This window comes from Variovorax sp. 20P10.2.4 (genome assembly GCF_058244205.1).
This window is the reverse complement of sequence record NZ_JBZAYE010000399.1, coordinates 1-6,942: the sequence shown is the minus strand read 5'-3', so window position 1 is coordinate 6,942 and position 6,942 is coordinate 1. Positions and strand designations below refer to the sequence as shown.

The following is a 6,942-nucleotide window of genomic DNA, read 5'->3' as shown; positions in this document are numbered from 1 at the left end:
CGACATGTGCGCCGACAGCTGGCGCTGGCAGGTCGGCAATCCGCACGGCTTCGACGAGGCCGCGCCGCCGCCGCCACCCCCACCGCTCCCGCTACCCAGAACGCCTTCCACTCAACCAGGGATCCCTTCATGTCCGATACCGTTCCTTCCTCTCTAGAGACGCCGGAGTCCGGCCGGACCTTCGCGCGCCGCGCGAGCTACACCACGGGCGTCTGCCCGCCGGCCGAGCCGCAGTGGCCGCACTTCCTGACCGGGCAGGAGAACGCGCCGGTGCGCGTGCTGCTGGTGGACGACGACGAGTTCATGCGGCGCGTGATCGCGCAGGAGCTGCTGTCGGACATGCGCATCCAGCTGCAGGCGCAGGCCGGCAGCGTGCGCGAGGGGCGGCGCCTGCTGGCGTCGCAGGAGTTCGACGTGCTCATGCTCGACCTGCACCTGGGCGACGGCACCGGCTTCGACCTGATCCGCGAGGCGCGCAAGCAGCACAGCTACTGCGAAATCATCGTGGTCTCGGCGCTCGAGGACGATGCCCACGTGATGCGCGCCTTCGAGCTCGGCGCGACTGGCTACCTGCTGAAGAACGCCTGGCTGCAGAGCTTCGCGCAGGCCGTGCTGCAGGTGGTCAACGGCGGCGCGGCGATCACGCCGCGGCTGTCGCGCCGCCTGCTCGCGCGCCTGAGCCAGCAGGCCGGCGATCCACCACCCGACGCGCCGCAGCGCGAGGCCACGCTGACCACGCGCGAGCGCGAGGTGCTGCGCTGCGTGGCGCGCGGCTGCGTCTCCAAGGAGATCAGCGAACGGCTCGGCATCTCGGGCCAGACCGTCAATGCCCACATCAAGAACATCTACAAGAAGCTGCAGGTGCATTCGCGCGCGCAGGCCGTGAGCTTCGCGACGCACACCGGCCAGCTCTGAGCCGCCTCCCTTCTCTTCCTCTCCCTTTCCTTTCATCGGACACGCCATGACCACTTCCATCATCCATCCCGTCGTGCTGTGCGGCGGCAGCGGCACGCGCCTGTGGCCGCTGTCGCGCAAGGCATTGCCCAAGCAGTTCGCGCCGCTGGTGGGCGGCAAGAGCCTGCTGCAACTCACGCTGGAGCGCCTGCGCGGCCTGCATGGCGAGATCACCTGCATCGCCGCGGAGGAACACCGCTTCCTGGTGCGCGAGACGGTGGATGCCGCCCGCGTCGGCGGGTGCCAGATCCTCGAGCCCGTGGGGCGCAACACCGCGGCCGCGATGGCGGTGGCGGCGCTGCAGGCCGGGGCCGACGAGCTGCTGCTGTTCGCGCCCGCCGACCATCACATCCCCGATGCCGAGCTGTTCGCGCGCACCGTGCGCGCCGGCGTCGAGGCCGCGCGCGCCGGCCGCATCGTGACCTTCGGCGTGGCGCCGACCTTCGCGAGCACGGCCTACGGCTACATCGAGGTGGGGACCGCCTCGGCCGACGGCCGCAGCCATGCGGTCGCGCGCTTCCTCGAGAAGCCCCAGGCCGAGGTGGCGGCGGCGCTGCTCGCGCACGGCGGCTTCTGCTGGAACGCGGGCATCTTCCTCGTGCGCGCCGGCACGCTGGTCGCGGCCCTGCGCACGCATGCGCCCGACGTGCTGCTCGCCTGCGAGCGCGCGCTCGCGACCTCGTCGATCGACGGCAGCTTTCGCCGCCTCGGCGCCGAGGCCTTCCAGGCCTGCCGCAGCGAGAGCATCGACTACGCGGTGCTCGAGAAGCACCCCGACATCGCGATGGTGCGCTTCGAGGGCGCGTGGAGCGACGTGGGCAGCTGGAACGCGGTCGCGACACTGCACGCCGCCGACGAAGCAGGCAACCGCACGAGCGGCAAGGGCCGCAGCCTGCGCGCGCGCAACACCTTCATCCATGCGCCGCACCGCCCGGTGGTGGCGCTCGGCACCGAGGACCTGATCATCGTGGACACGCCCGACGCGCTGCTGGTCGCGAGCGCGGGCTGCGTGGAGCAGGTCGCGGAGGTGGTGCGCATGCTGGCGCTCGAGGGCCGGCCCGAGGCCACCGAGCACCGGCGCACGGTGCGGCCCTGGGGCGCGTACGACAGCATCGACAACGGCGAGCGCTTCCAGGTCAAGCACATCACGGTCAAGCCCGGCGCCAAGCTCTCGCTGCAGATGCATCACCACCGCTCGGAGCACTGGATCGTGGTGCAGGGCACGGCCAAGACCACCTGCGACGGGAAGGTCAGGCTGGTGCGCGAGAACGAATCGATCTACCTGCCACTGGGTTGCGTGCACCGGCTCGAGAACCCGGGCAAGACCACGCTGGAGGTGATCGAGGTGCAGACCGGCAGCTACCTGGGCGAGGACGACATCGTGCGTTTCGACGACAGCTACGGGCGCTGCGGCATCGTGGCGGATCGCGGCGATGCGCAGAACCAGGCGCTGCTGTCGGTCGCCGGCGAAGGCGCCGTCGCGACGCCGACGGTGGAGTGGAACAGCCCGCGTCCCCTGCCCGAAGCGCAGCCCGCCTGAGGCGGCGCGGCGTTCAGAACGAGAAGCCGGCCTCGTTGCGCCGCAGGTCGGCGTCCACCATCATCTGGCAGAGCTGCTCGAGCGTGGTCGTGGGCGCCCATCCCAGCTGGTCCCTGGCCTTGCTGGGGTCGCCGATCAGCAGGTCGACCTCGGCGGGGCGGTGGAATTTCGGGTTCACGCGCAGCACCGTCTTGCCGGTCGCCGTGTCGACGGCGGTCTCCGCCTCGTCGACGCCCCTGAATTCCACCTCGATCCCCGCGCCCCGGAACGCCAGACGAACGAAGTCGCGCACGGTCACGGCACGGTTCGTCGCCAGCACGTAGGTATCGGGCTCGCTCGTCTGCAGCATGCGCCACATGCCCTCCACGTACTCCTGCGCGAAGCCCCAATCGCGCTGCGCGTTGAGGTTGCCGAGCTCCAGCACCTCGAGCTTGCCGAGCTTGATCCGGGCCACGGCGTCGGTGATCTTGCGCGTCACGAACTCGCGCCCGCGCAGCGGGCTTTCGTGATTGAAGAGAATGCCGCAGCTGCCGAAGATGCCGTAGCTCTCGCGGTAGTTGACGGTCATCCAGTGCGCATAGAGCTTGGCCACGCCGTAGGGGCTGCGCGGATAGAACGGCGTGCTCTCGACCTGGGGCACGGCCTGCACCTTGCCGAACATCTCGGAGGTCGATGCCTGGTAGAAGCGGATCCGCCGGTCGATGAGGCGGATCGCCTCGAGCAGGTGCAGCGCCCCGATGCCGGTGATGTGCGCCGTGGCCACGGGCTGGTTGAAGCTGACGCCGACGAAGCTTTGCGCCGCGAGGTTGTAGATCTCGTCGGGCTCCGTCTGCTGGACCAGGCTGAGCGAGCTTCCCTGGTCGGTGAGGTCGTACTCGACCAGATGCAGATCGGGATGGTCCTGGATGCCGAGCTCCTGGATGCGCCAGAAATTGACCGAGCTGGTGCGGCGGTAGGTGCCATGGACCACATAGCCCTTGGCCAGCAGCAGTTGCGCCAGATAGGCGCCGTCCTGGCCACTGATGCCCGTGACGATCGCGGTCTTCTTCTTCATCACGGTTCCTTGGTTGACTCGTGATGCAGCGTACAGGAGTTCCGCCGTCGCGGTGGGCAACTTGGGCCTTTCGACTACGTACCCATCACCCCTCGCTTGCGGTATCGACAGCGCCCTGGCCTACATTCAAAGCAATTAGAAAGTACTCCATTCGTGGATTCCGCGACCCCACAAAACATTCAGGTCGCTTTGACACAAGGGAGTTACTCATGACCGACGAAACATCGTCCGATTCCGAGACGTTCGCCAGGCTCGATGGCGGCCGCATCACCCGCTACCGGACCCGTGACGGGACCGGGGTCTGCCGGCCCGGCGAGCCGCAGTGGCCGCATTTCATGACCGGGCAGGACGACGCCCCCGTGCGCGTGCTGCTGGTGGACGGCGACGAGGGCATGCGCCGCGTCATCGCGCAGGAGCTGCTGTCGGACATGCGTATCCGGCTCCAGGGCCAGGCCGGCAGCGCGCGCGATGCGCGGCGCCTGCTCGCGTCGGAAGAGTTCGACGTGCTGATGCTCGACCTGCGTCTGGTCGACGGCTCGGGCTTCGAACTGATCCGCGATGCGCGCAAGCAGCAGAGCCACTGCGAGATCATCGTGGTCTCCGCGCTCGAGGACGACGCCCACGTGCTGCGCGCCTTCGAGGCCGGCGCCACGGGCTACCTGCTGAAGAACGCCTGGCAGCAGAGCTTCGCGCAGGCTGTGCTGCAGGTGGTCAACGGCGGCGCAGCCATCACGCCCAGGCTGTCGCGGCGGCTGCTGGCGCGCATGGGGCGGCATTCGGTCGAGCGGCCCACGCCCGACGCCCATCCGCTGGACATCGTGCTGACGACGCGGGAGCGCGAGGTGCTCGACTGCGTGGCACGCGGCCAGGCGACACGCACCGTGAGCCTAGGTCTCGGCATATCGATGCAGACCGTCAATGCCCACATGAAGAACATCTACAAGAAGCTCAACGTGCATTCGCGCGCGCAGGCCGTGAGCCGCGCGACCCTGACCGGGCTGCTGTGAGCCGGGCGCCGGCGGTTCAGGCGCCCGAGCGCCTGCCGATCCGAACCACCGCCTTCGCGGGCAACGCCCGCCAGTCGATCCAGTCGCCCTCCACCGCATGGTGGGTGGCGGCGGCAGCGCCCTGCGGCGCGCCCCACTGCAGCGTGAACGCGCGCTCCCCGAGCCGCAGTGCGATCTCGAAGGCCGGCCAATGCGCGGGCACGCGCGGCGCGAGCGACAGCGCATGGCCCTTCACCGTGAGGCCCAGCAAGGTCTCGACAGCCGCGCGATGCAGCCACGCGGCCGAGCCCGTGTACCAGCTCCAGCCGCCGCGTCCCACGTAGGGGGCGGCGCCGTAGATGTCGCCGGCCATCACGTAGGGCTCGAGTTCGTAGGCCGGACCGCGCCGCGGATCGCTGGCGCGATGGGCCGGGCTCAGGCCCTCGAAGCTCGCCCAGGCCGCCTCGCGGTCGCCCGTCAGCGCCTGCGCCATCAGTCCCCACACGGCGCCATGCGCGTACTGCCCGCCGTTCTCGCGCACGCCCGGCGGGTAGGCCTGGATGTAGCCCGGGTTGTTGGCCGACTGCACGAACGGTGGCGCGAGCAGGCGCAGCAGCCCGGCCGTGTCGTCGTGCAGATGCGTCTTCGCGGCGGCCATCGCGGCGTGGGTGTGGCCTTCGTCCGAGGCACCCGACAGCACCGACCAGGCCTGCGCGATCAGGTCGATGCGGCACTCGTCGTTGGCGGCCGAGCCCAGCGGCGCGCCGTTGTCGAAGAAGGCACGGCGGAACCACGCGCCGTCCCAGCCCGCGTCGTGCAGCGCGGCGATCCAGCCTTCGCGCGCGCGCAGCCAGCGCGCGCCGCGTTCGGTCTCGCCGCGCGCCTGCGCGATCGGCGCATAGCGTTCGACCACGCTGCAGAGGAACCATGCGAGCCAGACCGATTCACCGCGGCCCTCGTGGCCGACCCGGTTCATGCCGTCGTTCCAGTCGCCCGTGCCCATCAGCGGCAGGCCATGCGCGCCGGTCGCGAGGCTGCGGTCGATGGCCAGCGCGCCGTGCTCGTACAGGCTGGCGACGCGGCCGGCATGCTGCGGCGTGTAGTAGGCGTCCTCGGCGCCGGCCGGGATCGCCGCGCCCTCGATGAAGCCCACGCTCTCGTCGAACAGCGTGGCGTCGCCCGTCACCTGCGCATAGTGCGCGGCCGCGAACGGCAGCCACAGCAGGTCGTCGGAGAAATGCGTGCGCACGCCGGCGCCGCCAGGCATGTGCCACCAGTGCTGCACGTCGCCCTCGGGAAACTGCCGCGCCGCGTTGACCAGGATCTGCGCGCGCAGTCGCTGCGGATCGGTGAGCGCGAAGGCCATCGCGTCCTGCAGCTGGTCGCGGAAACCGAAGGCCCCGCCGGCCTGGTAGAAGCCGGCCTTCGACCACAGCCGGCAGGCCAGGGTCTGGTAGACCAGCCAGCGATTGACCATCGCATCGAACAGCGGATCGGGCGTGCGCACCTGCAGCCGGCCCAGCAGCTCGTCCCAGAAGCCGCCGACCTGCGCGAGCGCGGCCGGCACGTCGCGTTCGCGCCAGCGCCGCGCGAGCGCGATGGCGGCCTCGGCGCTGTCGGCATGGCCCAGCACGAAGGTAAAGCTCGCGCCCTCGCCCGCGGCCAGCCTGAATTCACCGTCGACGGCCGCGCAGGCATCGAGCCCGCTGCCACCGCGGCGCCCGAAGCTGTCGGGCACCTCGACGATGCCGCGGCCGCGGAAGAACTCGTTGCGGTCGCAGGTCCACTGGGTGGCGCCCGGCAGGCCCGCGAGCATCAGGAAGGCGGTGCCGCCGCCGAAGCCGCCGCTCGATTCGCGCTGCTCGCCGAACACGGCCGGCAGGTCGTCCTGCTTCCAGGTCCGCACGCTGCGACGCTCGCCGCGCGCGGCGCCCAGCTGCCACTCGGCCATCGCGAGCGCGCGCAGCCGGCGCGTGCCGCTGCCTTCGTTGCGCAGACGCACGTGCACCAGCTTCACGGCATCGTCGCGGTCGGCCAGGAAGGTGGTGCTCAATGACAACCCGCCCAGCCGGCATTCGAAGACGGTGTAGCCCTGGCCATGGCGGACGCGGTGCAGCAGGTCGTCGGGCGCGCCGTCGCCGCCACCGCCGCCACCGCTGCCACCTCGCCCGGCCGGCGTGAGCGGCAGCAGCTCGCGCGTCGCCAGGTCCTGCAGCAGGTAGTGCTCGAAGGCCGGGTCCTGCACCGGATCGTTCGACCACGGCGTGAGCTGGTGCATGCGGCTGTTGCCGGCCCAGGTGAAGCCGTTGCCCCACTCGGAGACCTGGAAGCCGAAGCCCGCGTTGGCGATCACGTTGATCCATGGCCGCGGCGTGCGGCGCGCGAGGCCCACCTCGAAGCGGAACTCG

5 protein-coding genes are annotated in these 6,942 nt (G+C 70.5%); 3 read left to right on the top strand and 2 right to left on the bottom strand.

Annotated features, from left to right (window positions below; all coding sequences use genetic code 11):
* Positions 1–129 precede the first annotated feature (129 nt).
* Positions 130–915 (top strand): response regulator transcription factor, encoded by a 786-nt coding sequence (locus AC27VN_RS28240; RefSeq protein ID WP_296775713.1) that lies wholly within the window; start codon positions 130–132, stop codon positions 913–915.
* A gap of 46 nt (positions 916–961) precedes the next feature.
* The gene (locus AC27VN_RS28235) at positions 962–2,494 is read left to right on the top strand and encodes a mannose-1-phosphate guanylyltransferase/mannose-6-phosphate isomerase (protein WP_490878674.1); all 1,533 of its coding nucleotides are present in this window, start codon (positions 962–964) and stop codon (positions 2,492–2,494) included.
* Between the two features lie 13 nt (positions 2,495–2,507).
* On the opposite strand, the gene gmd is transcribed toward AC27VN_RS28235, so the two are convergent.
* Positions 2,508–3,548 carry a GDP-mannose 4,6-dehydratase gene (gene gmd, locus AC27VN_RS28230; protein WP_490878673.1) on the bottom strand — a complete coding sequence of 347 codons (1,041 nt, stop codon included), beginning with the start codon at positions 3,546–3,548 and terminating at the stop codon, positions 2,508–2,510.
* A gap of 209 nt (positions 3,549–3,757) precedes the next feature.
* Between gmd and AC27VN_RS28225 the strand changes: the two genes are divergently transcribed.
* Complete coding sequence (locus AC27VN_RS28225) at positions 3,758–4,555, top strand: LuxR C-terminal-related transcriptional regulator (RefSeq protein ID WP_490878672.1); 798 nt, start codon at positions 3,758–3,760, stop codon at positions 4,553–4,555.
* Positions 4,556–4,571: 16 nt separating this feature from the next.
* Here AC27VN_RS28225 and AC27VN_RS28220 read toward each other — a convergent pair.
* On the bottom strand, positions 4,572–6,942 hold a 2,371-nt coding region (locus AC27VN_RS28220), incomplete at its 5' end, for a glycoside hydrolase family 94 protein (RefSeq protein ID WP_490878671.1).

What these genes read in the sequence shown, in the direction of transcription:
- AC27VN_RS28240 (WP_296775713.1), top strand. Translation starts at nt 130, where the DNA reads ATGTCCGATACCGTTCCTTCCTCTCTAGAGACGCCGGAGTCCGGCCGG.
- AC27VN_RS28235 (WP_490878674.1), top strand. Translation starts at nt 962, where the DNA reads ATGACCACTTCCATCATCCATCCCGTCGTGCTGTGCGGCGGCAGCGGC.
- gmd (WP_490878673.1), bottom strand. Translation starts at nt 3,548, where the DNA reads ATGAAGAAGAAGACCGCGATCGTCACGGGCATCAGTGGCCAGGACGGC.
- AC27VN_RS28225 (WP_490878672.1), top strand. Translation starts at nt 3,758, where the DNA reads ATGACCGACGAAACATCGTCCGATTCCGAGACGTTCGCCAGGCTCGAT.